Below are 26,200 nucleotides of genomic sequence, written 5' to 3' on the forward strand. Positions count from 1 at the left end.
TCTTCTTTTCCCTAAACTGCTAAACTAAAAAATTAATACTATTTATCGAAAGGTCATCTCATGGACATCCAAAAACTCACCAAGAAAAACCAAGAATTCATCCACATCGCAACCAATCAGCTTATCAAAGACGGTAAGTCAGACCAAGAAATCAAAGACATCCTTGGCAATGTCATTCCTGAACTCCTTGAAAATCAGAAAAAAGGAATCACAGGACGCAGTCTCCTTGGTGCTCCAACGGTCTGGGCAGCTAGTTTCTCTCCTGAAAAACATCCACAACCTAACTCAGACAAGACCAGCAAAGAAGTCCCAGAAACAGACAAAACACCTTGGAAGATGTGGCTTGATACCTCACTTTTCCTTCTCGCCATTGTTGCCATCATGAATGCAGTCTTTGGTTTTTCTGGTACGCAAACAAGCTACGGCCTCACAACTCTTCTATCCGTATCATTCATTGGTGGTCTTGCTATGTATACCCCTTACCACTATATTTACCGCCACAGTAACAAACCAAAAGAAGAACGTCCAAAATGGTGGTTCAGCATGACCATCATCACACTTTCTTTCATCGCATGGTTTGCTCTCTTCAGCCTTACGGCACTTCTTCCTAGCTATCTCAATCCAGGACTGTCACCAATTGTCGTTCTCATCATTGGTATTGTCGCGGGTGTTGCTAAATATTTCTTCAAACGTCGCTACAACGTACAAAGCACTTACGCACCTGCATCTTAAGCAGTATTTAAGCACCCTGAGGGGTGTCTTTTTGTACCAGAAATCTTGACACAGTTGGCTCTTCTATACTAAAATATTAAAGCTAACAGACAAAAGAAAGAACCCCAATAAATGCGTATCAAATCCCCCCTACTTATCATCGCTTGTTGCCTATTACTGATAGCTTGCAGCCACAAGCATAAGACTACTCTAAAAAACTATCAAGCTTACTATAGCTTCAATAACGTAACTACTTCATCTCAGGAAAAGCAACTAGCCAAAGACTTAAGAAGCAAAGGTATTCCCACAAAAAACTGGGATACTCTAGAACCTTATATCAGCCACTACAACCAGGAAAACACAGGCATTCAACCAGTTGTCAAAAAATGGACGCAAAGTAAAATTGGCAAGGATAAGAATCAGTTTGTCACCTCCCTAGATGAGAAAATAGTTGAAGATAATAAGTCTCACTTCACCGATGACTTAAACTACCGACAAACATCCTTTCTTCTCCTCCATAGCCTCCTGACTAGCTCAAGCGATCTTACTAAACGAGATCTCCCCCTGCAAAATGAGTACCTGAATTTAAAATCTCACCACAAGGAGTTAACTGCCAAAGACCAAGCCCTCTATAGTCTCCTATTTGGGGATAATCCTAACTACCAATCTACAGATGAACTCCTCAAAGCCTGGAAAAAAGCTGGACTCAAGTTTCCAGAAAAAGTTAAACTCCTATCAGTCTTTCAAAATAGCTCCGATGATGTTAGCAATATCTATACTGCTATAGCTTATGAGAAAGACGGCAGCGTTTATGTCTTTGAAAAACAAGATCCCACACTTCCTTATCGCTGGAGTCGCTTCAACACCTGGGCAGACATCAAAACACACTGGTTGTCTAACCGTTTCAAGGTCTTCAAAGATAACCTTGATATCCTCGTTAACGACCAGAAATTCGATGATTTCTTAAAAGACTCTGTCCTCATACCCAAAAACAACCAACTAGCTTTTCAAGAGTAATTGAAAAGACCAGTTGGTTTTTCTTTATTTCCATACGACTAAGAAGGCTTAAAAATTGAATAAAATGAAACTTTTCGAGCCATAACATCTCGAAATCATGAGGTGATTACCTAAATTCAGCCATAAAAAAATGCTCTCAAGCGAGAGCATTGTGTTTAGTCTTCATTTACGAAAGGCATAAGTGCCATAACACGAGCGCGTTTAATCGCTGTTGTTACTTTACGTTGGTTTTTAGCTGAAGTTCCTGTTACACGACGTGGAAGAATTTTACCACGTTCTGAAACGAAACGGCTAAGAAGCTCAGTATCTTTGTAATCAACATATTCGATTTTGTTAGCTGCGATGTAATCAACTTTTTTACGGCGTTTGAATCCGCCACGACGTTGTTGAGCCATGTTTATTTCTCCTTTATATATTTAATTCGTTTTGTCCATCCTTAGAATGGAAGATCGTCATCTGAAATATCCATTGGATTTGAGTTTCCAAATGGACTTTCATCACGACCGAAGTTTGGTGTAGATTGTGCAGGTTGTGATCCACCAAATGAACCACCAGTTGAAGCTCCACCACCGAATGAGTTTGAATTATCAAATCCTCCAGCATTGTATGAGCCACCACTGTGACCTTCACGTGTCGCACGGCTTTCCAACATTTGGAAATTGTCAGCGACTACTTCTGTTACGTAAACACGTTGACCTTGTTGATTTTCATAGTTACGAGTCTGAATACGACCTGTAATGCCAATCAATGCGCCTTTCTTAGCCCAGTTAGCCAAATTTTCAGCTTGCTGGCGCCAGATAACACAGTTAATAAAGTCTGTTTCACGTTCACCATTAGCACCCTTGAAGTTACGGTTAACTGCAAGGCTAAAAGTTGCTACTGCAACATTACTTGGTGTATAACGAAGCTCCGCATCACGGGTCATGCGACCAACGAGTACGACATTATTAATCATAATCTACCTTCATCTACCTTCTTAAGCGTCAAGTTTAACGATCATGTGACGAAGAATGTCACCGTTGATTTTTGAAAGACGGTCAAACTCATTAAGAGCAAAATCGTTATCAGATTCAACGTTAACAACGTGGTAAAGTCCTTCACGGAAATCTTGAATTTCGTATGCAAGACGACGTTTTTCCCAATCTTTTGATTCAACAACAGTTGCACCGTTGTCTGTCAAGATAGAATCGAAACGTGCTACCAAAGCGTTTTTAGCTTCTTCTTCAATGTTTGGACGAATGATATAAAGAATTTCGTATTTAGCCATTGATATTTTCCTCCTCTTTTGGTCTAATGACTCATGGTCTTTCGCCACGAGTAAGTGAGGTGCACTCACAAGATATAATTCTACCAAAGATTAAAGGATAATGCAAGGAAAAAAAGTAAGTAGTATGTGTCCTGTTTTGGGAGAAACTAAAATCACCAAGAGAGTAGGAACACAGCCCCCCTACCTTTCTATCGTATGGCACCTCAAATAACGTTAAAAACTTCCAACAAGCGTCATAAAAAACTGAAACGAGAGCTAACAAAAAGCTCATCCTTACACGCTAGAATGAGCTTTTTAAGAATCTTCTATTGTCATCAGACTATTCCTTTTAGAATTTTTGTAAAAATATTTTTTCATAAGGAGGTGTCACTGTGTGTCACCATTTTTCAATCTAGCAATCATAGATTACCTCCATTAACTTAAAAAAGAATTGTAACTAAGTCACGATTTTCTATTACATTGGTATCACTCCTTAAGCTATTTTGTGTAATAACTTGAAGAGTCTCCATTTTTATAACGTCCTAGATTCATCATCATAGCAATCACCTCTGATTCTTATCATCTGGGACCCATCTTCCTATTGGCCACTCAATGAGACTTATTTATCGCCGTTCTTATAACGACTCACATCAAACATCAACATAAGCGTCACCTCGGTACTTTGTAACAAGATTTAAGTATTAAATGCTTCCGATAAATTATTCTACTCGCATGGATATCACTTCTTAAGCCATCTTGAACAATAACTTAAGTATCTCCATTTTTATATCTACTAACATTTCTCATGAGCTTTACCTCACTTTTTGACGTTATTTTCTTGAATTTAACTTACGATTTCTGGTGGTATCACTCCCTTGTAGCTATTTTATGCGACTCTCTTAATCTCCGTTCTTGTAACGCCCTACTGTCATACTGCTACACTCCTTAGAGACCAATTGTAAAGTTTTTGTTTTGCCTACTGTTTTATTAGAGAGCTCAGTCTCCATTTTTATATCTTGAAATATTGATTGTCACCATGGCTACTACCTCCTTGATGCATCCTTATCTTCTTTACAATTTTATTATAATGTAAACGCTTACTTTTGTCAATGTTTTTACTCGAAAACGCAAAATTTTTTAAAAAAAGATTTCTTTGCTACAATAGAGACATGTTAGATTTAAAAGAATACGGCATCATCATGTGGGATGCTGAGAAAATCGCTTCCTTCCGTCGCACTCTCCTCGACTGGTACGATCGTGAAAAACGTGATTTACCTTGGCGTAGAACCAAAAATCCTTATTATATCTGGGTTAGTGAAATCATGCTTCAACAGACCCAGGTACAGACTGTCATTCCTTATTACGAGCGCTTCTTAGACTGGTTTCCATCCGTTAGAGATCTGGCTGAAGCTCCAGAAGAAAAACTCCTCAAGGCCTGGGAAGGATTAGGTTACTATTCACGTGTCCGAAACATGCAAAAGGCTGCGCAACAAATCATGGATGACTTTGATGGTCAGTTTCCAGATACATATGAAAACATTGCCAAACTCAAGGGCATCGGACCCTATACTGCCGGTGCTATTTCTAGCATCGCTTTTGACCTGCCCGAGCCTGCTGTGGATGGCAATGTTATGCGAGTCATGGCTCGTCTCTTTGAAGTCAACTACGATATCGGAGACCCCAAAAATCGTAAGATTTTCCAAGCAATCATGGAGATTCTAATTGACCCTAACCGACCCGGCGACTTTAATCAGGCCCTTATGGACCTCGGAACCGATATCGAATCAGCTAAAAATCCAAGACCAGATGAAAGTCCCATCCGCTTTTTCTGCGCAGCCTATCTCAATGGAACCTATGACAAATACCCCATCAAATTACCTAAGAAAAAGCCCACGCCAATGCAAATTCAGGCTTTTGTTATCAGAAATATGAAGGGTGAATTTCTGCTCGAAAAAAATATCGAAGGGCGCCTACTGGGTGGTTTCTGGACTTTCCCTATCATGGAGACGGACTTTATTGGCCAACAACTCAGTCTTTTTGAAAACGATAATTATGTCCTCGAAACCGTTTCACAAAAAGCTATTTTCGAGAAAAATTATGCCCTCAAACCAGACTGGACAGATAATGGTTTTACACCTGTAAAACATACCTTCAGCCACCAAAAATGGACCATCGAGATGGTGGAAGGTAGCGTTAAAGACGACAAACTCCCTACCGACAAAGAGCTATGCTGGGTAGCAGCTGAGGACTTCGACCAGTTCCCAATGGCCACTCCACAAAAGAAAATGATTAAAACTTATGAAGACAGCAAAAAAGGATAGCATTGAGTGCTACCCTTTTTCTTATGCGTCAAGTTTAGCGTGCTTACGACCACGCAAGGCAAGGTATACTTTTGAAAGAACTACTCCCGAAAAAATATCAAACAAGTCCAAATAAGTCACATTTTTTGACATCAAAATTGCAATCATCATACGACGCTCCTTTTGATTAAGAACTCCTGTCGCTGTTCTCTTTTATGCTTTTATTATAGGTAAGACGGCTAATAAAAAATAGTGACATAACTGTCACTACGAGGAACAAAAAAGCCGAAACGATTAAATTTCAGCTTGTGAATTTTTAGTCTACTTTGTAGAAGAAGTAACTGTCGTCAGTGGTGCCATAAAGTGACTGCCCTACCCAAAGACGCTCCTTGGTCTTATCAGATTGGTCATCAGCTTTCTCATTTGGTGATGATGTTACAGAACCAGTCAAAGACACTCCTTTTGGTAAGAATGCTATTGCTCCTCCGCCAACTCCAACACCAGATTTCGGACCTGTACTCGATTTAAGGTAGCCATCAGTAATTTTACCATATTCAATTGCTACCTTCTCAGTATCACTCACTAACCCATTCTTATCAAAGGTCATTGTATAGCCTTTGCCATTCTTCCAAGTTCCAGCGATACTTGAGAAATCACCATTCTGAATAGCATTGATGTCCATACCAGTCTCTTTGTTAGACTTACTGTCGCTACTACTATCTTTTGTCTCGTCGCTACTTGAGTCGTCAAAGTCATACCAATCTTCGGAAGATAAATCCAAAGTCTGTTCGTTACCTAAGCCAACCTTACTGGCACCATCAGTTGTCTCAGACATACTGAAATCAACCGATTGAAGTTGGTTAAAGACGCCATCCTTGATTTCATAGGTCTCAGCCTTTGCTTCAGGCTTCATTCTATGAAATAACTGAGAATAAATAATCCCATTTTTATAAAAATGCAATGTGTTCAAGTAACCGCTCTGAGCAAAAGTTCCAGCACTTATGGCAAATACAGGCTTGTCATCGTTATCAAGATAATATAGCGCATGAACACTATCAGGAGTACCAATCAAAAGCTCGGCTGAGCCATCATCGTTGATGTCTACATAGCTATATTGGACTTTTTCACCCACTCTATTGGCTTCAAAAATCGTATTAGTTGAATAAGCTTCCTCAGTTGAGAGGTTGCTTGGAACAGCTGATGTATCGCCGTTCAGAGCAATCGGGCGATAGAGATCCAAGACTGAAGCATAGAGATCATCGTAGCTCACTTCCTCGGTTTCGGACGAATCGCCACTTACTTGTTCAGACTTAGCAGTACTGTCTTTCGAGCCTGAACCACCCGTATTTGTTGCGTTACAAGCTGTCAGCAAGAACAAACTTGATAAGAGCGCAAATCCTGTTAATTTCTTTTTCATAACTATCCTTTCATAAGAAACGACCTAATAAAAACATTAAACCATTTAAATTTCTCTGACATTATATTAACAATTGCATAGTTAAAAAGTCAAGTATTTTTTGAAAAATTAATCTAAGTCTATACATCGATAATTGCTTATATAATAAAATCTAGTGTTATTGATACTATTATTCAGTGATTTTATCCTCAGTTAAATTAGAAATATGATTAAAATATCTAGATATTAGATGGACGTTTCCTTAAAATTACAAGTATCTCTATCAAAAAAAGCCGGACCTCAATCCAACTTTCATCTGTCTAATTCTACTTAGTCATAAAGTAGGTGATAATCACCAACACTGCTACGATAGCTAGGACAACGGCCAGAAATCCTAGCATGTAGCGCAAGAGAAAATAGGTAAATGGAAAATTTTCTTTCATATTTTACTTTGCCTCATACCATGTGCGGCCGTCATTCTCATCTGCAATGAGTGGGACAGCGAGTTCGACTGCAGCTTCCATGGTTTCTTTAACCAAGGCTTTCATGGCTACAAGTTCATCGTTTGGCACCTCAAGAACGATTTCATCGTGCACCTGTAGGAGCATCTTAGTTTTATAGCCACCTTCTACCAAAGCCTTATCCAAGTTAATCATAGCAATCTTGAGGATATCGGCGGCACTTCCTTGGATAGGCGAGTTGATAGCTGTACGCTCTGCGAAGTTACGGACATTAAAGTTACGAGAATTGATATCTGGTAACTCACGACGGCGGTGGAAGAGGGTTTCTACATAACCCTTATCCTTGGCCTCACGGACCACATTTTCCATATAGGCCTTAATACCTGGATAGCGCTCAAAGTAGGTGTTGATATACTCCTTAGCCTTTTTACGGCTAATACCAAGGTTATTAGAAAGTCCGAAGTCAGAAATGCCATAAACGATACCAAAGTTAACAGCCTTGGCGTTACGACGGTCGTTAGGTGTGACATCCTCTGGCTTTTCAATGCCAAAAACACGCATGGCTGTAGAGGTATGGATATCTGCTCCCTCTTTAAATGCAGCAATCAAATGCTCATCTCCCGAAATGTGGGCAAGCACGCGCAACTCAATCTGTGAATAATCCGAGCTGAGAAGCACTGCATCCTCAGTCGATGGGACAAAAGCCTTACGGATGAGACGCCCTTGCTCCAAGCGAACGGGGATATTCTGCAAGTTAGGGTCCACTGATGAGAGGCGACCTGTCTGTGTTAAATCTTGCACGTAACGGGTATGGATCTTACCATCCTCAAGGATATAATCCTGAAGCCCCAAGACATAGGTAGACTGAAGCTTGGTGATTTGGCGGTACTCCAAAATCTTAGCTACGATTGGAGCAATTGGTGCCAAACGTTCAAGGACATCCACAGCTGTTGAGTAACCGGTCTTGGTTTTCTTGGTGTACTCTAAAGGCAGTTCCATCTTTTCAAAGAGGATAACACCCAACTGTTTAGGCGAGTTGATATTGAACTCCTCGCCCGCCATTTCGTAGATTTCTTGGGTCAATTTGTCAATGACCACTTGGTTTTCCACTGCCATCTCATTAAGGGTTTGTCCCTTGACCTTAATACCGGCAATTTCCATCTTAGCTAGCACATTTGCCAGTGGTAATTCCATGTCAAAAAGAAGCTCTGATTGACTGTGTTCAGCTAGTTTTTCTAGCATGACAGGTTTAGCTACCTGAAGGACCTTGACTTTTTTAGCTAGGTGGCTGAGCAAGACTTCTTTTTCAGGAACCGCACGCTTAGCACCCTTGCCATAGACCACTTCATTTGTTTCTAACGGTAGGTCCGTATAGAGACGGGCAATGGTTGACAATTCATTGTCTTCAACGGTTGAGAGGAGATACTTGGCCAGACGGGCATCAAAATTAGCCGTGGGCAAGTCAATACCTAGATGGCTCAAGAGCACCTTACTACGCTTGAAATCGTAGATATTAACAGCTTTAGAAAGAGCTGCTTGGAAGGCTTCTGATTTGAGTAGGTCAGTATCTGTAGACGCATAAATCTGCTTGTCATTTCCCCAAGCAAAACCGATGATAGGCTCAATGTGATAATTGTCACCGAGGATTTCAAAATAGAAGAAATCGTCAGAGCTGAAGTGATCTTCTGTCACTTGGCTTGGCTCAGTATAGGCCACATCAAAATCTTGTGGCACAGCCTCGCCACCAAGGGCATTTTTAAACTGAACAAAGCCCATCTCGTCATAAAAGGCTGCCAATTTTTCAAGGTCAGGTCCCGTAAAGGCCGTATCATCTAGGCCAATTTCAATAGGAGACTGGGTATCAATAGTCGCTAGGGTCTTGGAAAGGAAGGCTTGATCTTTATCATTGATGAGATTTTCCTTCATCTTGGACTTCTTCATCTCATTGATGTGGTCATAGATACCTTCAAGGGAACCGTGTTCCAAGAGGAGCTTGAGACCTGTCTTTTCACCAATCTTAGTAACTCCTGGAATATTATCGGACTTATCCCCCATGAGGGCCTTGAGATCGATGAATTGCGTTGGGGTAATGCCCATTTTCTCCATGAGATAGTCAGGGGTGAAGGCCTCAAACTCTGCCACACCCTTTTTAGAAATCTCAACCACGGTATTGACATCAGTCAACTGAATCAAGTCCTTATCCCCAGAGACAATCGTAACTTGGTAATTCTCACTCGCATTTTCAGCCATCTTAGCCAAGGTACCGATAATGTCGTCTGCCTCGTACTGCGCCAGATCATAATAGGCGATGCCACGTGCAGCCAACATCTCACGGATATAAGGGAACTGCTCACGGAATTCCTCTGGAGTCTTGGCACGACCAGCCTTATAGTCCGCAAACATCTCTGTACGGAAAGTTGTTTTACCAGCATCAAAGGCTACCAAGACATGGGTCGGCTGGATTCGCTCAAGTAGGTTGTCCAACATGAGGTGGAAACCGTAGATGGCATTGGTATGAAGGCCGTTATTGTTACGAAAACGGTCAATTTGATTATAAAGTGCAAAAAAAGCACGAAAGGCAACGGATGAACCGTCAATTAATAGTAATTTTTTCTGATTAGTCATAGGTTTATTATAGCATAGATGGGAGAGATGGATGGTATGAGAGTATTTAAAAAGCACCTAAAATTAGTGCTCTTTAAATGTTATGTGATTGATAAATTTCTGCTTAAAATTTAGATTGTAAATGTAAACAAAAATCCGTTCGGCAATTTCTTAAAGTAACCGATACTTTGATTGATTACACTAATAATAGTTAATATAGTAAGACCATGACTGACGATTAGAACTACCTCATTATCCTTGTCATTTTTCTTTAAATCATCTAAAAAAGAGGTAATATTTTGTTGAATTATTTTCCAGCTATTAACAGATTGTCCTTTTTATCCATCCTATGCTTTATAAAGCAAATCCGATATAGTACATGATTTCAACTCTTTAACCATGGCACTTTCAGCATTTGCCAAAATTTCTTGAAAATTATTGAGATATAATTCTACATCGCTACTATTTTCAAATTGAGATAAATCAAAGCTATCATAAAAATTGAAAAGTGGCTTTTTACTTCCCTCAATAGATTGGAAAATATCAAATAAAGTTATGGTTTCAACATCTTTTTGAATAGATAAACCACCTGCTATTCCTGTTTTTGACGAAATAATACCTTCTTTTTTCAATAATGACACCAATCTCTTAACACTAGGAATAGGAATTTCCAATTTCTCTGAAATGACCTGAATTGATAAATATTTCAATTTATCTTCTTTTTGTTTGATACTTAGATATAGTACGATTTCTACCGCTTGAGAAAAGGCCGCTGAATATGACATAGTATACCTCCATTAACCTTATTGATATATTTAAATTATATCAATAAAATATCGATAAATACACTAAATCAGTTCACAGAAATACCAACAGATTCGACAATTCCTGAAAATTCTCCCCCTAACGGATGACTTTCTCGTCCCTGAAATAGATTAATCAATCTCGCTAAGATAGTTTTTTGCGGTTTATATCTTTCATAATCATTGATATTCAAAGAAGAACATCTAATTCTCACTAAAATTTCATTACTTTTTATTTTAGGTACAGGGGTGGAACAATATTCAAGACAGTATTTTTTTGTAGAAGTCTTTAAATAGTGGACTGATTTCATTTATTTCCTTTTTTCTTAAACAAAAAACCTAGTAAGACACAAGCAAAAACTAAGATTGTAGACAGCTTATAAATTGACGTAAATACTGTTACTTTATCATAAATATGTCCCAACTCCTGTAAATGCCCATTAAAGAGAGACAAGAAAATAGCGAAAGCCAATACCAGTCCTACTTGACGAAAAACAAAGAGAACAGACTGAGATGCGTTCAATAAATTTCCTTCAAAATCACTAGCTCCCAGCACTTGAGACGGCCCAAGTAATAGCCCATATCCCGCTCCTAAGAACAAGCAAGCCAAATAAAGATGCAACGTACTCGTAGCCGTAATTGTTCCAAAAAGAAGGTAAGAAATACCCATCAGTACAAAACCGAGAATGACAGTGAAACGTGGCCCAATCTTAGATAGAGTCATGGATGCGAGAGGTGAACAAATCGTCAGTGCAATAGATACAATCATAAGTAGCAACGACGAAGCTACCGTCGTATGTTCAAGAACTTGTGAATAATAAGTAGGGAGAACAATAAAGAGCCCTACCTGAAACACTGTTGAACAGACCATTACTAAAGAAGCTGCATTGAAATTGCGAAAACCAAATAATTCCATTGGAATCATAGGTGAGTCAATCTTTCTTTCATACAGAATGAAGAAAATAAGGGCAAGGACTGCAAATACAAATAAACTGATAATTGGTATACTCAACCAGCCCCAAGTTCGGCCTTGAATAAGGGCGAGTGTCAGTGAAAAAAGACCAACCATCGAAATGAACGAACCTATAAGATCATTTTTTTGCTTATTAACCGGTTCATTTTTCAAATCCAGTGCTGTCAGACAAATGGCAATAATGACAATAACAAATGGAATATTAATATAAAATGCCCAGCGCCAATTTAGATACTGCGTCAAGGCACCACCCAAACTAGGTCCTAATGCCCCTGCTAAACCTTGTGTCAATGCAACAGTTGCAACAATAGGAGCTCGCTCCTCCACAGAATCAGCAGTACTATAGGCAATAGCCATCCCCAAAGGTAAGATGATAGCCGCACCTATTGATTGCATAATGCGTCCTACAATTAGTAACTGAATAGAACCTGTGATTCCTGAAACCACTGACCCTATTAAAAAAGCAACACTTGCAATAACAAAAGACCTATGAACCCCATAACGACTAGCAAAGCGGCCTAGAGGAATTGCTAAAGCTGCAAACAGTAAGCTATAAATATTTAGAGCCCAGTTCATGCCAACCATTGTTGTATGAATCGAAGCCTGAATATTTGGCATGGCAACATTCATCACTGTTGTATCAATAAGTGTCAAAAAGACTCCTAGACACATTGCAAACACAATCATTTTTTTCCTATTAAACATCGTTTCTCCTCTTTGTATAAATCATTTGATAAAAGCCAGTCAAGCAAACTACATCGCCCTGAAAGACAACAAATACACAAATTCCTCTTCCTCGTCTTTTATTACCAACTACCGGTAAGACTTGAATTTGCACAGGTTCATTTCTTTTTACAATATTCTTAAACTTCTTGAATTCTTCGATAATATAGTAATCAGAATTTTCACCTAAGAAATTATTTACACAAACCATGCAAGATTGTCTACAAAGCTCTGTTAAGAAAATTGCTTCTACATGTTCTTTATTTAAACGATCAAGATGAATTTCTTCTGTGGAAACAGAATCACCCTCAAAAAAAGATAAACGTGTTTTGTTCGGAACTTTTATCATGTCAATCATTACGTTATTTTGTTTTTCCTTATGAACCTCTTCTTTAGACACCTTGACCTTTGGAAAAACGGATAAATCATCAATTCGGACAGACTCCAAGCATTCCATGAATCTAGTTTGATTCTCAACAATATTTTTAGTCGTCAAGAAATCATTTAATCTCTTTCCATTTGTCAGGTAATCTTGACCTGATACATAGTAAAAAAACAACTCAGAGAAATCATCCTGCTGCTTGCTCATTTCAAAAGAAAAAGCAGACTCAATCATTTGTTTCATTTCCAACTCCTTTCGGATTATTAGTATATATCTTTTATACTAATGTGTCAAATAAAATTTTATGTTTTGTAAAGTTATTATATGTCATTAGAATATCAACATCATTCCACCACCACTCCCCCATATCCAAATATGCTATAATAGAAGCTATGAACACAAAGATTTTAGACCAATTAGAATTTAACAAGGTCAAGGACCAGTTCACAGAATACCTGCAGACTGAACAGGCTCAGGCAGAGTTACGTGACTTGGTGCCTATGACCAATCCAGAAAGAATTCAAAATCAATTTACAGAAATTCAAGAAATGGCTGAGATTTTCGTAGAGCATCATGGATTTGCCATTGGTAGCTTGCGAGATATTTCTGAGCCCTTGCGTCGCTTAGAGCTAGATGCTGACCTCAACATCCAGGAGCTCATTGCCATCAAGAAGGTGTTGCAAGCTTCAGCTGACCTAGGTCGCTTTTACGCTGACCTTGAAAATGTTGAGCTCGTCGCCCTTAAACGTCTTTTCGAAAAGATTGAAGCCTTCCCAAGTCTCCAAGGTAGCCTTCAAAGTATCAATGATGGTGGTTTTATTGAGCATTTTGCTAGCCCTGAGTTGCAAAATATCCGTCGTCAACTCAAAGCTTGTGATGATGCCATTCGCCAGACCTTGCAAGACATTCTCAAGAAATCTGGCCACATGTTGGCTGAGAGTTTGATTGCTAGTCGTAACGGTCGTTCGGTGCTTCCTGTCAAAAATACCTACCGTAACCGTATTGCTGGAGTTGTGCATGACATCTCAAGCTCTGGAAACACAGTATATATCGAGCCACGCGCCGTTATCCAGCTTAACGAAGAAATCACACAATTACGTGCAGACGAACGCCATGAGATGGCCCGCATCCTGCATGAACTGTCTGATCAACTGCGCCCACAAGCTGCTGCAATTGCCAACAACGCTTGGATTTTGGGGCACATGGACTTCATTCGAGGAAAATATCTCTATCTCCATGATAAAAAAGCGGTTATTCCAAAGATTAGTGACAATCAAACACTACAACTACTTAACGTTCGTCACCCTCTCTTGGTCAATCCTGTAGCCAACGATTTGCACTTTGATGAGGACCTCACGGCCATTGTCATCACAGGTCCCAATACTGGTGGTAAAACGGTCATGCTTAAAACACTAGGACTAGCACAACTAATGGCTCAATCTGGTCTGCCAATTTTGGCTGACAAGGGCAGCCGTGTCGCTATTTTCCAAGAGATTTTTGCAGACATCGGAGACGAACAGTCTATCGAACAGAGCTTGTCAACTTTCTCTAGTCACATGACCCACATTGTCGAGATTTTGAACGCTGCCGACAGCAATAGCTTGATCTTGGTCGATGAGCTTGGGGCTGGTACCGACCCTCAGGAAGGGGCTAGCCTAGCCATGGCAATCCTAGAGCACCTCCGTTTAAGTCAGATTAAGACCATGGCTACCACCCACTATCCTGAACTTAAGGCCTATGGGATTGAGACGCAACATGTGGAAAATGCCAGCATGGAGTTTGACACAGCGACTTTAAGCCCAACCTATCGTTTTATGCAAGGGGTTCCTGGTCGTTCTAATGCCTTTGAAATTGCTCGACGCCTCGGTTTAAATGAAATCATTATCAAGGAGGCAGAAAACCTCACGGATACTGATAGTGATGTCAACCGTATCATCGAGCAACTTGAAGCCCAAACTGTGGAAACACAAAAACGTCTGGAACACATCAAGGACGTTGAGCAAGAGAACCTTAAATTCAACCGTGCGGTTAAGAAACTCTATAATGAATTCTCCCATGAGTACGACAAGGAACTCGAAAAAGCTCAAAAAGAAATTCAGGATATGGTTGATACCGCTTTGGCTGAGAGCGATAGTATTCTCAAAAATCTCCACGATAAGAGTCAACTCAAACCTCATGAAGTTATTGACGCCAAGGGAAAACTCAAGAAACTTGCCCCACAGGTAGACCTCTCTAAGAATAAAGTCCTTCGTAAGGCCAAGAAAGAAAAGGCTGCGCGTGCTCCTCGTGTCGGTGATGATATCATCGTGACCGCCTATGGTCAACGTGGTACACTTACCGGTCAGGCCAAAAATGGTAACTGGGAAGCTCAAGTAGGTCTCATCAAGATGACACTCAAAGCGGATGAATTCACTCTGGTTCGTACCCAAGCTGAAGCCCAACAACCTAAGAAGAAACAGATTAACGTGGTTAAAAAAGCCAAGAAGGCATCTGGTGGTCCTCGTGCCCGTCTAGACCTTCGTGGGAAACGTTACGAAGAAGCTATGCAAGAGCTTGATGCCTTTATTGACCAAGCCCTACTTAATAACATGAGTCAGGTGGACATCATCCACGGTATTGGTACAGGTGTTATCCGTGATGCTGTTACCAAATATCTCCGCCGTCATCGCCATGTTAAAAGTTTTGAATATGCCCCACAAAGTGCCGGTGGTTCCGGATGTACCATTGCAACCTTAGGGTAAAAATAGATAAGAAAGACTGAGACACTATGTCCAGTCTTTTTCATACGCTCCAAATCCAGTAACAAAAAAACCTCCCTTAATCAAGGAAGACTTCTATTTTCTATATCACACTTGTCCACAAGTGCTGGATAATTTGGCTCACTGGAAAATAGTAATTAATCAAAAAACGTAATACCCAACTTGATGACAGGAGTGTTTGGATGTTGTTCATAGGCACAGTTGCAAGAATGTTACCTAACATGGTCACGGGAACAAGGCTCACCAATGAAGCCAAAACACCACCTACTACTTGGTAACGTCTCTGGTCAAGTCGCTCAATTCTCACAAAATGGAAGAAAATCCCAAGAAAACGCAAACCATAATAAGCCACACAGTAAATGGCGAAATAAGCGACACCAGCATAGTAGACACGGTCAAGTGAAAAAATATTCTGGTCTGTAAAGAAAGCTATGCTAGCATCCCTAGTCGGATTGGTATAAGGCACCCAAAGATTAATAGCCTCGCCTAGCGGTTGATAAAAATAAGCAGCCACACCCATAGCGATAATGACTGAAACCACATAATAGGCTTGCATAAAGAGACCACGACGGTAGCCAATGTAAAAATTCCAAGCTACAATGGCTAAGACAAGAAGCCCAATCATGCGTCGTCCCCATTACGCTTAGCCGTTGCTTTGCCTTTTAGTTGCTCAAGTTGCTTAGCTCTCAACGTTTCCAACTCTTTTTCCATATCTTCAACTTGGATTTCACGTTCTAATTGCGTTGACAATGAATTAATAGCCATTAAAATAGCGATGGTTTCATTGTCAGCCTTTTTCATCTGCTCCTTGATAATATTATATTTTTCATGAGCAACACGCTCTACTTCTTCCATGAATAGATTATCCTTGTCAGTCGTTAGCGTCAGTTTTTTCTCTCCAAAATGAAATTTGTAACGGTTTTTACTTGCCATTTGCTTATTAACTGCCTAATTAATGGTGGTTATAGATTGTCCACCGCAGCTTCTCCTTACTAATTAGTGTAGTAGATTTCCTTCTTACCGAACAAGATTTATACACTTGCCTTGGGGCCTATTTGATACTCAAATGCCAGACACTCTTTTGCAATTTAGAAAAAAAGACAAAAATCGGCATTCTCTTTTTAATCATTATATCCTAAATTTTAACTTTCGTAAATTTTAGACTTTGCGCTTCCCCAGAAAAATCATTTTTCAAGATTTAGTCCCTGTAAAATATCTGCCAATTCTCCTTTTTTGTGCTAAAATAGATTCCATGGGCACAATCGTATTAAAAATGACAGCAAAGCAGATTTCAACACTTCAGAAAGACCTGGCAAGCTATGCGACTGCGACTAACAATCCCTATGCTAGTTTTTCAGCCAAGGTCGATGGTATAAGTGTTATTGCCTATACTTCAGGTAAGGTAACCTTCCAGGGTGCTAAACCAGAGGTTCTAGCTAGCCGTTTTGGCTACCAAGCCGAGCCTAAGCAGTCACCCCATGGGCAAAATCTAGCCCTAATTGGATCAGACGAAGTGGGAAATGGCTCCTATTTTGGTGGACTAGCGGTCGTAGCTAGTCTAGTGACACCAGCCGACCATGCTTTATTGAAGTCCTTGGGGGTCGATGATTCTAAAAATCTCAATGATAACAAGATTCGTCAGCTTGCCCCTCTTCTGGAGGAGAAAATTCCTCACAAGGCACTCCTACTTTCACCCCAGAAGTACAATGAAGTGGTAGGAGACGGCAAGGCACACAATGCTGTATCAGTCAAAGTAGCCCTCCACAATCAAGCTATTTTCCTACTGTTACAAGCAGGAGCGAAACCAGATAAGATTGTCATCGATGCTTTTACCAGTGAGAAAAATTATCAAAAATACCTTAAGAAGGAGCGCAATCGCTTTGACAATCCCATCACCTTAGAAGAGAAAGCTGAAGGCAAATACCTAGCTGTAGCGGTAAGTTCTATCATCGCTCGCAATCTCTTCCTGGAAAATCTGGATAAACTCAGCCAAGAAGTGGGCTATACCCTGCCTTCGGGAGCAGGAACCAAGTCCGATCAGGTCGCTGCCAAGCTCCTACAAGCTTATGGAGATCAGGCTCTCCAAGCAACTGCTAAATATCATTTCGCCAATACTAAAAAAGCCTACCAACGCTTAAAATAATCCTGAAAGGCCTTAACTATGCAAAACAAATGGACCCAATTATTCCTCAAATTCCTTCGTGAATGGGGAGTTTTCATCCTCTTTATCACCTTCTTCCTCTTGACCCGTCTTTTCCTCTGGCTCCCTGTCCAAGTCGACGGTCACTCAATGGATCCAACCCTAGCAGATAGACAGCGTGTTATCGTTTTGAAGCACACGTCTATTGAGCGTTTTGACATTGTCGTTGCCAAGGAAGTTGAAGAAGGTAAGACCAAACAAATTGTAAAACGTGTCATTGGGATGCCAGGTGATACCATTACCTATCAAAATGATAAACTTACCGTCAATGGCAAGGAAGTTAAAGAGAAATATCTCAAGGAATTTCAGGCTGCCTTTGCTAAGGACAAATTACAAAAAGAATATGACTACCGCGATTACTTCCAACAGTTAGCCAAGGATGCCAAGGCCTTCACAGTCAATGCTGAGGGCAATACGACCTTCACGGTTACTGTTCCAGAAGGCAAATATTTCCTACTTGGAGACAACCGTATCGTTTCTAAAGATAGCCGTGCAGTTGGTTACTTTGATGAAAGTGCTCTTGTAGGAGAAGTCAAATTCCGCTTCTGGCCACTTAATAAAATCGGTGGCGTTGAGGACAACTAATCACACTAAATAAGATAAGGTTGGGGAAACCCAGCCTTATTATGTATCTAGGAAAACACACATGCAAGAATATTATTTTTCAGGAACTATTCAACGTGTCATTTTTGAAAATGCCAGTAATTTCTTTCGTATCCTACTCTTAGAGATTGACGAAACTGACAGTGACTTTGAAGACTTTGAAATCATTGTCACAGGAACCATGGGAGATGTCATGGAGGGGGAAGATTATACCTTCTGGGGTCAGCTAACCAACCACCCAAAATATGGCGAACAGCTACAAATGACTCGCTACGAACGTTCAAAACCTTCTGCCAGTGGCCTTATCAAGTATTTCTCTAGCGACAATTTTAAGGGAATTGGTAAGAAAACAGCTGAGCGCATTGTCGATCTTTATGGAGAAGATCCTATTGACAAAATTCTCGAGGACCCGAACAAGTTAGAACAGATTCCTAACCTTTCAAAGGTTAACCGAGAAGACTTCGTTGCAAAGTTAAAAATCAACTATGGAACCGAGCAAATCTTGTCCAAGCTTTCCAGCTATGGACTGACACCAAAGGCTGCTTCACAAATTTTCAATCAATACAAGGAAGAATCGCTCAGCCTTATCGAAGAACATCCCTATCTCTTAGTAGAGGAAGTTCAGGGTATTGGCTTTAAAATGGCCGATCAGTTGGCTGAACGTCTGGGAATTGCTAGCGATGCCCCTGAACGTCTACGAGCCGCCCTAATACATTGCCTGCTAGAGGCCTGTATGGAAGAGGGGGATACCTACATCGAAGCCAAAGCTTTGCTTGAAAGGACGATTACCCTTTTGGAAGGTGCCCGCCAGATTGAGCTTGACCCTGCCTTGGTTGCTCACCAATTAACCAACCTCATCCAAGAAGACAAGGTTCAAAATATAGAGACTAAAATCTTTGATAATACCCTATATTTTGCGGAACAGGGCATTTATACCCACCTGAGTCGTATCATGAAAGACCAGCCTGACATCAGTGCTGAAGACAAAATCCTTGCAAGCCTTGAAGAAGTGGAAGAGGACCTTGGTATTACTTATGACAAGGTTCAGAAAGATGCCATTATTAAAGCGCTACAAAGCAAGGTCTTCATCCTGACGGGTGGTCCTGGAACAGGAAAAACAACTGTCATCAACGGAATTATTAAAACCTATGCTGACCTTCATGGTTTAGATCTCAAAAAAACTGATTTACCCATTATTTTAGCAGCACCAACGGGACGGGCTGCGCGTCGGATGAAGGAACTAACCAATCTTCCTAGCGCCACTATCCATAGACATTTAGGCCTCAATAGCGAGGATGATTTCAAGACCTTAGAGGACTACCTTGATTGCGATTTGATTATTATCGACGAGTTCTCTATGGTTGATACTTGGTTGGCCAATCAACTCTTTGAGAGCATTGCGGATTCTACTCAGGTTATCATTGTGGGTGACCAAGACCAGCTACCTTCCGTAGGTCCTGGTCAGGTCTTGGCTAATCTCTTACAAATTAATGAGATTCCTAAGGTTTCGCTGACCAAAATTTTCAGGCAATCCGAAGATTCCACCATCGTTACCTTGGCTAGTCAAATGCGTCAAGGCCAACTACCTGCTGATTTCACAGAGAAAAAGGCAGATCGCTCTTACTTTGAAGCCAATGCCAATCATATTCCACAGATGGTTCCTAAAATTGTCTCAGCCGCTATAAAGAGCGGGATTGCTGCTCAGGATGTGCAGATTCTAGCCCCCATGTACCGAGGCCAGGCTGGTATCAACAATCTCAATACCATTATGCAGGACCTACTCAACCCCCAAGAAAAGGCCAATCAATTTGCCTTTAATGACATATTCTTCCGTAAGAATGACAAGATTCTCCATCTGGTTAATGATACAGAACTCAATGTCTTCAATGGTGATATCGGTATCATTACCGACCTGATTCCCGGTAAATACACTGAAAGCAAGCAGGACGAAATTTACATGTCCTTTGATGGTAATGAGGTTATCTATCCTCGCAACGAATGGCATAAAATTACCCTGGCCTATGCCATGTCAATCCATAAATCCCAAGGAAGTGAGTTCCCTGTCGTTATCCTTCCCATCACACGCCAAAGTGGACGTATGCTACAGCGTAACCTCATCTACACCGCTATCACACGCGCCAAGAGTAAGCTAGTCATATTAGGGGAAATTGCAGCCTTCGATTATGCCGTTCACAACGAAGGCGCCAAACGCAATACCTACCTCATCCAACGATTTGAACAAACTTATACACAAGCTGTGGATAAGTCTGTCGAAAAGATTGTTAAAAACGAGGCAAAAGACGCCTCCAATCAAACAAAAACGAAAAAGGCTGACCCTTCAGAAACCTTTGAAAATAAAGGATTCTCAGAAGATGTCAATACAGATACAACTCTTATCAACACTTATTCACAAGCTGTGGATAAGTCTGTTAACAAACCTGTGCAAATAGTAGAAAACTATCGTTTAACTGAAGACAATTGGGCCACTATTGACCCAATGATTGGGCTCAGCGAAGATGATATTGCAGCCTTTTTTAACAGCAACTAAAGAAAAAGACTTGGAAAGCGACTCACTGAGAGCAACTCCAAGTCTTTTCATTTACTAAAATACTAATCGTATCAGGGCCATAGACACAATACCGACGATCACAGCATAGAGGAGATTCTTACTCTTAAATGCTACAATTACCGTTGGCACCGTAGCCAGTATTTCCATCCACTTAAACTGCGGCAAGTGACCGATTTTCTCAGTCATGAGGCTTGAGAGAATCAGGGCAAAGAGAATAGAAACTGGCAGATAGTGCAAAAATCGAACAACAATATCTGGTAAGCCCTTGTATTTAACCAAGACAAAGGGAAGAACACGAGGAACCCAGCTGACCACAAACCCAAGTAGAATAGCAATGAGAATAAACTTATTGACGGCCATCACACATCACCCCCACACTACATCCAATCAAAGTTGCCACTAGGACTGCCAAAGATTCTGACAAGATGATACTAAAGCTCAGATAAGCCACCGCAATAGATAGTAGAATCAAGAGCAGCTTACGCACGCCTTCCCCTAACAAGGTATCAATCTGGCTACTTAACAAGCCGATAAACATAGCAATTAAGGCAAAATCCAAGCCAAAAAGCTCAGGATTAGGAATCATTGAACCAATCAAGCAACCAATTACTGATGATACAATCCAAACCAGATAACTGAAAATATTGTTACCATGCATCCAGTTAGCGGAAATATCTTTATGATGCACATATTCTCCCAACAAGACTCCGTAACTTTCATCCGTAATCAGACTACCAATTCCCAGCTGATTCCAGAGACTTGTTTTTCTAAAAATCGTCGTTGCATGTAAACTCATCAACATGTTACGCAAATTAACCAAGAAAACAGTCAAGGTTAACTCACCAAGGCTAGCTCCTGCAACTATTAATGCACACATAGCAAACTGAGCCGAACCACCGTAAACCAAGGCACACATAAGACCAACTTCAAGAGCTGATAGTCCCGAAGCCGCTGCTACCACACCAAAGGCAAGGCCAATAGCCACATAACCTAGAGCTGTGGGTACTGCGGCTTTCACACCCAAACGAAAGTCAGACAAACACAATCCTTTCTAAAGGAACCTCTTACCAGACTAGTAAGAGGTTCTTCTTATTCTTCAAATCCTGCAAAAGCTAGACTTGGCTTAGCATTCAAGTCCAAATCAGAAAAATGTTTCTTGTCACATTCAATAGCTGCTGCTAAGGCAATCATGCCAGCATTATCACCACAGAGACGTAAAGGTGGGATGACTACATCTACATCTGTGATTTCTTCAGCCAAACGTTCACGTAAGCCCTGATTAGCTGCCACGCCACCAGCCACAACAAGTGTCTTGACAGAATAACGCTCCAAGGCTTTCTTGGTCTTAGCTAGGAGAATATCCAAAACAGCTGCTTGGAAGGAAGCACAAAGGTCTTCTTTGACTAGAAGGTCTCCCTTTTGCTCTGCATTGTGATGTAAATTGATAAAGGCTGACTTCAAACCTGAAAATGAAAATTCCAAGTTTTCTTCTTTAATCATAGCACGTGGAAAATCATAAACATCTTTCCCTTTATGAGCCAATTCATCAATTTCACGTCCGGCTGGATAGGTCAAGCCCATCACACGCCCGACCTTGTCATAGGCCTCACCAACTGCATCATCACGTGTCTCACCAACAATCTTGTAATTTCCCGGTTCTGACACATAAACCAACTCTGTATGTCCCCCAGACACCAAAAGTGCTAGAAGGGGATATTCTAACTCTTGAACCTCACGCGCCGCCATCAGATGCCCAGCCATATGATTAACTGGAATCAAAGGCAAACCATGAGCCCAAGCAAAGGCCTTAGCCGCTGCCATGCCAACTAAGAGTGCCCCGACCAAACCTGGACCATAGGTTACCGCTACAGCATCTAGTTGTTCAGCACTAATGCCCGCCTCTGAAAGGGCATCCTTAATACAAAGCGTCACCACTTCTACATGATGACGACTAGCCACCTCAGGGACAACACCACCAAAACGTTTATGGCTTTCCACCTGACTGGCAATAATATTACTTAAAAGTTCCTTTTCATTTTTCAAAACGGCAACTGAAGTCTCATCACATGAGCTCTCCACTGCCAAAATATATCTATCTGCCATTAGACTTCCTCTCGCCTCATGATAACCGCATCCTCTTGAGGCTCATGATAATAATTTTTTCGAATTCCTAGATTTTCAAAACCAAATTTTCTATAAAGTGCCTGAGCGACTTGATTTGAAGTCCTCACTTCAAGAAAGATTGGCTCACTACGATCTTCCAAATGCTTCATCAACTGACTAGCATAACCACGCCCTTGATAAGCTTTTAAAACGGCGATATTGGTCACCTCAAGCTCGTCTACTAAATTTTGAAGAGCTAAAAAACCAACAACCTCTTCCTGATTATATACATAGAAATATTCCGTAGTATCTAAAGCCAGGTCTGCTGCCACTTGTTCTATCGTCCAAGGAGACTTGTCATAAACATCCGACAAAATCTGATAAATCAGTTGAGCTTGCTCTTGGCTACTCAATCTAGACGCGCTTGATGTAGTTGTCACAATTAGTCTCCTCATGCGTCTTGAGCCAATTCTCCTCTGCCTCAACCCGCTTCAAGTAATGTGGAACAAAAGCATCCACATCAACAGAAGGCAAATACAAACCTAAACGACCAATTAACTGAGCTGATGGAAGGCTTGACAAAACAGTTGCATTTGGAAGATTTTCCTTAATCTGATCCACAAAATTAGTCACTTCACCGACAAATGTTACCTTCTCATAAGCTTTAGCCTGCTCTAAAACATCTGCAAAAGCAGCATGATGGTCAGAAACGATGGCTTGACCATTTTCATAAAAGCCAACGTAGACATTGTTACGACGGGCATCCATAATAGGAATCACAATGCCATCAGCCGTAAGGTCCGTCAGGGCCTGTAGACTTGAAACTCCCACCAAATCAATACCAAGAGCATAGGCCAAAGTCTTGGCAGTTGCGACAGCCACACGAAGCCCTGTATAGGATCCAGGACCCTGGGCAACTACTATACGTTCTAAATCAGCTGGCTGCCATCCTGCCTGAGCAACCAAAAAATCAATAGTCGGCATCAAACTAATGCTGTGGTTCTTTTTTACCGTCACAGTTGACTCTGCCACTAGGTTCTCATCTTCCAACAAAGCTACTGACAAAGCCGTACTAGAAGTATCAAATGCTAATATTTTCATCTTTTTTCCTTGCTTCCTTTTATGCTTCTCTATTATAACACAAGTCTCTACTTCCCATAAACGAACATTTTCCAACTTTTTCCGCCATTTTCTTTATCTAGCCCCTATCTTATGGTACAATAATAGTAATTGCAAACGAATCAAGGCTACTAGCTATTACTCATAAAAGTGAATATCATAACGTCAAGTGAATCCCTGAATGATTGACTTGACCGGTTTTTTTATAGAATGGCAGAGCCTTTTGTAAAGAAAGGAAAACCATGATTTATAAAGTTTTTTACCAAGAAACTAAAGAGCGTAACCCACGCCGTGAACAGACAAAATCACTCTACTTAGATATTGATGCAGAAAATGAGCTTGCAGGCCGTATCCAAGCTCGTCAAATTATTGAAAATAACACCGCCTACAACATCGAATACATCGAGCTTCTTTCAGAAAAAGCTCTTGAATACGAAAAGGAAACAGGCGTTTTTGAAGTAACGGAGTTCTAAGACCATGACATCAAAAATCAATCTAAAACCTGAAGAGGTTGGGGTTTATGCGATTGGTGGTTTGGGAGAAATCGGTAAGAACACCTACGGTATTGAATACCAAGATGAGATTATCATCGTCGATGCAGGTATTAAATTCCCTGAGGATGATCTTCTCGGTATTGACTATGTCATCCCAGACTATTCTTACATCGTTGAAAACGTTGACCGTGTCAAGGCTCTTGTCATTACTCACGGTCACGAAGACCATATCGGTGGTATCCCCTTCCTTCTTAAGCAGGCAAATATCCCAATCTACGCAGGGCCGCTTGCCCTCGCCCTCATCAAAGGAAAATTGGAAGAACACGGACTACTTCGTGACGCACAACTCTATGAAATTAATGCTAATACAGAGCTTACTTTCAAAAATCTTAGCGTAACTTTCTTCCGTACGACTCACTCTATTCCAGAGCCACTCGGAATTGTCATCCATACACCTCAAGGTAAAGTCGTTTGTACCGGTGACTTTAAGTTCGACTTCACTCCAGTTGGTGAACCAGCAGACCTTCATCGCATGGCTGCTCTTGGTGAAGAAGGTGTCCTTTGCCTCCTCTCCGACTCAACCAATGCCGAAGTACCAACTTTCACTAATTCTGAGAAGGTGGTTGGCCAATCCATCATGAAAATCATTGAAGGCATTCATGGACGTATTATCTTCGCTTCATTTGCCTCTAACATTTTCCGTCTTCAACAAGCTGCTGAGGCCGCTGTAAAAACCGGTCGTAAGATTGTTGTCTTTGGACGCTCTATGGAAAAAGCCATTGTTAATGGTGTAGAGCTAGGTTATATCAAGGTTCCAAAAGGAACTATCATCGATCCTAGTGAGATGAAGAATTATCATGCTAGTGAGATTCTTATCATGTGTACCGGTTCTCAAGGAGAACCTATGGCAGCCCTAGCACGTATCGCTAATGGTATGCACCGACAAGTGACACTACAACCTGGTGATACTGTCATCTTCTCATCTAGCCCTATTCCAGGAAATACAACCAGCGTTAACCGTTTGATTAATACTATCCAAGAAGCTGGTGTAGATGTCATCCATGGTAAGATTAACAACATCCATACCTCTGGACACGGTGGTCAACAAGAGCAAAAACTGATGCTTCGTTTGATCAAACCAAAATTCTTTATGCCTGTTCACGGTGAATACCGTATGCAGAAAGTCCACGCAGGACTTGCAATTGACTGTGATATTCCTAAAGATAACATCTTTATCATGGAAAACGGTGATGTTCTTGCCCTAACTAAAGACTCCGCTCGTCGTGCAGGTCACTTCAATGCCCAAGACATCTATGTAGATGGTAATGGTGTCGGTGATATTGGAGCTGCAGTCCTACGTGACCGCCGAGATCTTTCAGAAGATGGGGTTGTCCTTGCCGTAGCAACTGTTGATTTCAAATCTAAAATGATTTTGGCTGGTCCAGACATCCTTAGCCGTGGTTTCATCTACATGCGTGAATCAGGCGATCTCATTCGTGAAAGCCAACGTATTCTATTTAATGCTATTCGTATCGCCCTTAAAAATAAGGACGCTAGCATACAATCCGTTAACGGAGCTATCGTCAATGCGTTACGACCATTCCTATACGAAAAAACAGAGCGTGAGCCTATCATCATCCCAATGATTCTCACTCCTGATAAATAAAAAAATATGGTAGCTTTGTCGCTACCATATTTTTTCGGCTCTAATTTCACCCAGTGTATAACTCTTCTCAA

The 26,200-nt window shown here is 40.9% G+C and carries 26 protein-coding genes; 9 read left to right on the top strand and 17 right to left on the bottom strand.

Features of this window, described 5'->3' with window-relative positions:
• Positions 1-60: 60 nt before the first annotated feature.
• A complete protein-coding gene (locus QRD39_RS04070) occupies positions 61-732 on the top strand; it encodes a DUF1129 domain-containing protein (RefSeq protein WP_002889271.1) in 672 nt (223 codons plus the stop codon).
• A gap of 111 nt (positions 733-843) precedes the next feature.
• Positions 844-1,728, top strand: coding sequence for a DUF4300 family protein (locus QRD39_RS04075; RefSeq protein ID WP_285955760.1), 885 nt, complete (start codon positions 844-846; stop codon positions 1,726-1,728).
• Positions 1,729-1,883: 155 nt separating this feature from the next.
• Here the strand turns inward: QRD39_RS04075 and rpsR are convergent, their stop codons facing one another.
• From rpsR to rpsF, 3 genes are read right to left on the bottom strand one after another with little or no spacing between them, the layout of a single operon-like run.
• The gene (gene rpsR, locus QRD39_RS04080; RefSeq protein WP_000068664.1) at positions 1,884-2,123 is read right to left on the bottom strand and encodes a 30S ribosomal protein S18; all 240 of its coding nucleotides are present in this window, start codon (positions 2,121-2,123) and stop codon (positions 1,884-1,886) included.
• A gap of 41 nt (positions 2,124-2,164) precedes the next feature.
• Complete coding sequence (locus QRD39_RS04085) at positions 2,165-2,683, bottom strand: single-stranded DNA-binding protein (RefSeq protein WP_285955761.1); 519 nt, start codon at positions 2,681-2,683, stop codon at positions 2,165-2,167.
• A gap of 21 nt (positions 2,684-2,704) precedes the next feature.
• Positions 2,705-2,995 carry a 30S ribosomal protein S6 gene (rpsF, locus tag QRD39_RS04090; protein WP_002884188.1) on the bottom strand — a complete coding sequence of 97 codons (291 nt, stop codon included), beginning with the start codon at positions 2,993-2,995 and terminating at the stop codon, positions 2,705-2,707.
• 1,148 nt (positions 2,996-4,143) lie between these two features.
• On the opposite strand from rpsF, the gene mutY reads away from it, so the two are divergent.
• The gene (mutY, locus tag QRD39_RS04095) at positions 4,144-5,295 is read left to right on the top strand and encodes an A/G-specific adenine glycosylase (RefSeq protein WP_285955762.1); all 1,152 of its coding nucleotides are present in this window, start codon (positions 4,144-4,146) and stop codon (positions 5,293-5,295) included.
• A 21-nt stretch (positions 5,296-5,316) separates the two neighbouring features.
• On the opposite strand, the gene QRD39_RS04100 is transcribed toward mutY, so the two are convergent.
• The 7 genes from QRD39_RS04100 to QRD39_RS04130 all read right to left on the bottom strand — a co-directional run bounded on the left by QRD39_RS04100 (position 5,317) and on the right by QRD39_RS04130 (position 12,859).
• Positions 5,317-5,445: a hypothetical protein gene (locus QRD39_RS04100; RefSeq protein WP_021152579.1), complete on the bottom strand. Its 129-nt coding sequence runs from the start codon at positions 5,443-5,445 to the stop codon at positions 5,317-5,319.
• A gap of 145 nt (positions 5,446-5,590) precedes the next feature.
• On the bottom strand, positions 5,591-6,691 hold the full coding sequence (locus QRD39_RS04105; protein ID WP_021152580.1) for a DUF6287 domain-containing protein: 1,101 nt from the start codon (positions 6,689-6,691) through the stop codon (positions 5,591-5,593).
• Positions 6,692-7,116: 425 nt separating this feature from the next.
• Entirely contained in the window at positions 7,117-9,756 is a 2,640-nt protein-coding gene (gene polA / locus QRD39_RS04110; RefSeq protein WP_285955763.1) for a DNA polymerase I, read from the bottom strand.
• 326 nt (positions 9,757-10,082) lie between these two features.
• On the bottom strand, positions 10,083-10,520 hold the full coding sequence (locus QRD39_RS04115) for an RrF2 family transcriptional regulator (RefSeq protein ID WP_285955764.1): 438 nt from the start codon (positions 10,518-10,520) through the stop codon (positions 10,083-10,085).
• Positions 10,521-10,588: 68 nt separating this feature from the next.
• Entirely contained in the window at positions 10,589-10,849 is a 261-nt protein-coding gene (locus QRD39_RS04120; RefSeq protein WP_285955765.1) for an MDR/zinc-dependent alcohol dehydrogenase-like family protein, read from the bottom strand.
• Positions 10,846-12,216: an MFS transporter gene (locus QRD39_RS04125; RefSeq protein WP_285955766.1), complete on the bottom strand. Its 1,371-nt coding sequence runs from the start codon at positions 12,214-12,216 to the stop codon at positions 10,846-10,848. Before QRD39_RS04125 ends, QRD39_RS04120 begins: the two co-directional genes overlap by 4 nt.
• On the bottom strand, positions 12,209-12,859 hold the full coding sequence (locus tag QRD39_RS04130) for a hotdog family protein (protein WP_285955767.1): 651 nt from the start codon (positions 12,857-12,859) through the stop codon (positions 12,209-12,211). Before QRD39_RS04130 ends, QRD39_RS04125 begins: the two co-directional genes overlap by 8 nt.
• 149 nt (positions 12,860-13,008) lie before the next feature.
• Between QRD39_RS04130 and QRD39_RS04135 the strand changes: the two genes are divergently transcribed.
• Positions 13,009-15,357 (top strand): endonuclease MutS2, encoded by a 2,349-nt coding sequence (locus tag QRD39_RS04135; RefSeq protein WP_285955768.1) that lies wholly within the window; start codon positions 13,009-13,011, stop codon positions 15,355-15,357.
• Positions 15,358-15,457: 100 nt separating this feature from the next.
• Here the strand turns inward: QRD39_RS04135 and QRD39_RS04140 are convergent, their stop codons facing one another.
• Positions 15,458-16,000, bottom strand: coding sequence for a CvpA family protein (locus tag QRD39_RS04140; RefSeq protein WP_008535618.1), 543 nt, complete (start codon positions 15,998-16,000; stop codon positions 15,458-15,460).
• Positions 15,997-16,308 carry a cell division protein ZapA gene (locus tag QRD39_RS04145; protein ID WP_285955769.1) on the bottom strand — a complete coding sequence of 104 codons (312 nt, stop codon included), beginning with the start codon at positions 16,306-16,308 and terminating at the stop codon, positions 15,997-15,999. The genes QRD39_RS04140 and QRD39_RS04145 overlap by 4 nt, the downstream gene beginning before the upstream one ends.
• A 319-nt stretch (positions 16,309-16,627) precedes the next feature.
• On the opposite strand from QRD39_RS04145, the gene rnhC reads away from it, so the two are divergent.
• The 3 genes from rnhC to recD2 all read left to right on the top strand — a co-directional run bounded on the left by rnhC (position 16,628) and on the right by recD2 (position 20,726).
• Positions 16,628-17,518, top strand: a complete 891-nt coding sequence (gene rnhC / locus QRD39_RS04150) for a ribonuclease HIII (protein ID WP_285955770.1) — start codon at positions 16,628-16,630, stop codon at positions 17,516-17,518.
• An 18-nt stretch (positions 17,519-17,536) separates the two neighbouring features.
• Complete coding sequence (lepB, locus tag QRD39_RS04155; RefSeq protein ID WP_143566901.1) at positions 17,537-18,160, top strand: signal peptidase I; 624 nt, start codon at positions 17,537-17,539, stop codon at positions 18,158-18,160.
• 61 nt (positions 18,161-18,221) lie between these two features.
• The gene (recD2, locus tag QRD39_RS04160) at positions 18,222-20,726 is read left to right on the top strand and encodes an SF1B family DNA helicase RecD2 (protein WP_285955771.1); all 2,505 of its coding nucleotides are present in this window, start codon (positions 18,222-18,224) and stop codon (positions 20,724-20,726) included.
• 54 nt (positions 20,727-20,780) lie between these two features.
• Here the strand turns inward: recD2 and QRD39_RS04165 are convergent, their stop codons facing one another.
• Genes QRD39_RS04165 through tsaB form a run of 5 tightly spaced genes read right to left on the bottom strand, consistent with a single transcriptional unit; the run spans position 20,781 to position 23,951 of the window.
• The gene (locus QRD39_RS04165; RefSeq protein WP_143566899.1) at positions 20,781-21,107 is read right to left on the bottom strand and encodes an AzlD domain-containing protein; all 327 of its coding nucleotides are present in this window, start codon (positions 21,105-21,107) and stop codon (positions 20,781-20,783) included.
• Positions 21,094-21,786, bottom strand: a complete 693-nt coding sequence (locus QRD39_RS04170) for an AzlC family ABC transporter permease (RefSeq protein WP_285955772.1) — start codon at positions 21,784-21,786, stop codon at positions 21,094-21,096. Before QRD39_RS04170 ends, QRD39_RS04165 begins: the two co-directional genes overlap by 14 nt.
• Before the next feature lie 50 nt (positions 21,787-21,836).
• A complete protein-coding gene (tsaD, locus tag QRD39_RS04175; RefSeq protein WP_143566897.1) occupies positions 21,837-22,850 on the bottom strand; it encodes a tRNA (adenosine(37)-N6)-threonylcarbamoyltransferase complex transferase subunit TsaD in 1,014 nt (337 codons plus the stop codon).
• The gene (gene rimI / locus QRD39_RS04180) at positions 22,850-23,305 is read right to left on the bottom strand and encodes a ribosomal protein S18-alanine N-acetyltransferase (RefSeq protein ID WP_434556761.1); all 456 of its coding nucleotides are present in this window, start codon (positions 23,303-23,305) and stop codon (positions 22,850-22,852) included. The genes tsaD and rimI overlap by 1 nt, the downstream gene beginning before the upstream one ends.
• A complete protein-coding gene (gene tsaB / locus QRD39_RS04185; RefSeq protein ID WP_285955773.1) occupies positions 23,265-23,951 on the bottom strand; it encodes a tRNA (adenosine(37)-N6)-threonylcarbamoyltransferase complex dimerization subunit type 1 TsaB in 687 nt (228 codons plus the stop codon). The genes rimI and tsaB overlap by 41 nt, the downstream gene beginning before the upstream one ends.
• Positions 23,952-24,211: 260 nt before the next feature.
• Here tsaB and QRD39_RS04190 point away from each other — a divergent pair, with 260 nt between their 5' ends.
• A complete protein-coding gene (locus QRD39_RS04190) occupies positions 24,212-24,442 on the top strand; it encodes a DNA-dependent RNA polymerase subunit epsilon (RefSeq protein ID WP_002889311.1) in 231 nt (76 codons plus the stop codon).
• 4 nt (positions 24,443-24,446) lie between these two features.
• The gene (gene rnjA / locus QRD39_RS04195) at positions 24,447-26,129 is read left to right on the top strand and encodes a ribonuclease J1 (RefSeq protein WP_002889315.1); all 1,683 of its coding nucleotides are present in this window, start codon (positions 24,447-24,449) and stop codon (positions 26,127-26,129) included.
• The last annotated feature ends 71 nt before the right edge of the window (positions 26,130-26,200 follow it).

Source organism: Streptococcus raffinosi, from assembly GCF_030284685.1.
Classification (GTDB): Bacteria; Bacillota; Bacilli; order Lactobacillales; family Streptococcaceae; genus Streptococcus; species Streptococcus raffinosi.